Origin of the sequence: Terrabacter terrae, assembly GCF_039529575.1 — a bacterium.
Classification (GTDB): Bacteria; Actinomycetota; Actinomycetes; order Actinomycetales; family Dermatophilaceae; genus Terrabacter; species Terrabacter terrae.
This window is the reverse complement of record NZ_BAAANB010000177.1, coordinates 1-1,889: the sequence shown is the minus strand read 5'-3', so window position 1 is coordinate 1,889 and position 1,889 is coordinate 1. Positions and strand designations below refer to the sequence as shown.

The window sequence follows — 1,889 nt, the reverse complement described above, 5'->3', positions numbered from 1 at the left end:
GGGGGGACGGCGGTGCGCTGCGCCGCTGCGGGCTCAGCGTGCAGGCACGCCTTTCTCCGCGCTGACGGTGCCGTACGGAACGGCCGCGCGTCAGCCCCCGACCTGGTTCCCCCGGCGGGCTCTTATGCCTCTGGGCGGTGCGACCTCATGCACGGCCCTTTCCGCCTGACTCGGTGCTGGCTCGACGGGAGTAGTGCGGCTTATCCGGCATACGGTGGCATTCATGCGATACACCACTCTCGGCACCAGCGGCACCATCGTCTCCACCCAGTGCCTCGGCACGATGACGTTCGGTGCGGAGGCCGATGAGGAGTCTTCTGGGTCCATCCTCGAGGCCTTCGTGGAGGCTGGAGGTACCTTCCTCGATACGGCGGACGTCTACAGCAAGGGTGTCTCCGAGGAGATCATCGGCCGGTGGCTGAGGTCCCACCCGGAGGACGCGGCCCAGATGGTCGTGGCGACGAAGGGCCGCTTCCCGATGGGCGAGGGTCGCAACGACGTCGGTCTCTCACGACGCCACCTCCGTGAGGCGCTCGACGCGTCGCTGACCCGGCTCGGGGTCGAGCACATCGACCTGTACCACATGCACGCGTGGGACGCCGTTACGCCGCTCGAGGAGACGCTGCGCTTCCTCGACGACGCCGTCGCTGCGGGCAAGATCGGCTACTACGGGTTCTCCAACTACCTCGGCTACCAGGTCACCAAGGCAGTGCACACAGCCCGTGAGCACGGCTGGACACCGCCGGTGACGTTGCAGCCGCAGTACAACCTCCTCGTCCGCGACATCGAACACGAGGTCGTGCCGGCCTGTCTCGATGGCGGACTAGGCCTTCTGCCCTGGTCGCCGCTCGCGGGCGGGTGGCTCACCGGCAAGTACCAGCGCAACACCACCCCGACCGGAGCCTCGCGCCTCGGCGAGGACCCGGATCGCGGCATGGAGGCCTACGGGCCCCGCAACTCGAACGAGCGCACGTGGGCGGTCATCGACGCCGTGGCCGAGGTTGCGAAAGTGCAAGGCGTCACCTCCGCAGCGGTCGCCCTCGCCTGGGTCGCGGCGCAGCCGGCGGTCACGTCGGTGATCCTCGGTGCCCGCACCGTCGAGCAGCTCACCGACAACCTCGCCGCCGCCGACCTCGACCTCACGGCGGACCAGCTTTCCCACCTCAGCAAGGTCAGCGCCCCCCGCATGGACGACTACCCCTACGGCGCCGCCGGCATCGCTCAGCGCCACCGCGCCATTGGGTGAGCGCCGACGGCGAGCGGCCGAGTCGTCACTCGGGGCCTCGCAGCGAAACGGCGATCGTGCCCGGCGGCACGTACGCACATGGCATTTAGGGGAGACACACCCGTCAGGCGGCGGAGTGACGCGCCAGTGCGCGCCCCGGCTGGGCTGCGAGTCCAGTCGCTGAGTTGGAGGTCCAATTTCCGATCCGTCAGGACCCGCTCACGGCAGATTTCTGCGTTTTGCGGCGTCTATCACGCCCGTCTCGGCATGATGTCGGAGCCCACTAAGGGAATCGACTCACAGGGGAACCGTGTCTGACCATCAGCCCTCTCTGTACGACGTCCTCGGCGTCGCGCCCAACGCCCCTGTCGAGGTCATTCGAGCGGCGTATCGTGTCCAAGCGCGTTTGCACCACCCTGACGGGTCTGCTCCTCCCCGCGGCGCGGCAATGATGTCAGACATCAATCAGGCGTATGAGGTGCTGTCGGATCCGTCGAGACGAGCGCGCTACGACGCCGCCAATCAGCCTAGAGCGGGGGCGTTTCGGCAGTCGGATAGTGAGGCTCAGTGGCGCGCAGCAGATCAGGCACGTGAAGAAGCCGAGCGTCGTAGAGCCGAATGGGCCGCCGCGCAGGCAGCGGCGCAGGCAGCGGCCCAGGAGAGG

Annotated in this window: 2 protein-coding genes; both read left to right on the top strand. The window is 68.2% G+C overall.

Translation table 11 applies throughout. The features are described from left to right. The first annotated feature begins 223 nt into the window (after window positions 1-223). Entirely contained in the window at window positions 224-1,246 is a 1,023-nt protein-coding gene (locus ABD194_RS20525; RefSeq protein WP_343994979.1) for an aldo/keto reductase, read from the top strand. A gap of 289 nt (window positions 1,247-1,535) precedes the next feature. Beyond that, window positions 1,536-1,889, top strand: a 354-nt coding sequence (locus ABD194_RS20520; RefSeq protein ID WP_343994977.1) for a J domain-containing protein, incomplete at its 3' end; no start/stop codon positions are given.

Bases quoted from the DNA above. Each gene is read 5' to 3' on its own strand.
- ABD194_RS20525 (WP_343994979.1), top strand. From the start codon at position 224: ATGCGATACACCACTCTCGGCACCAGCGGCACCATCGTCTCCACCCAG.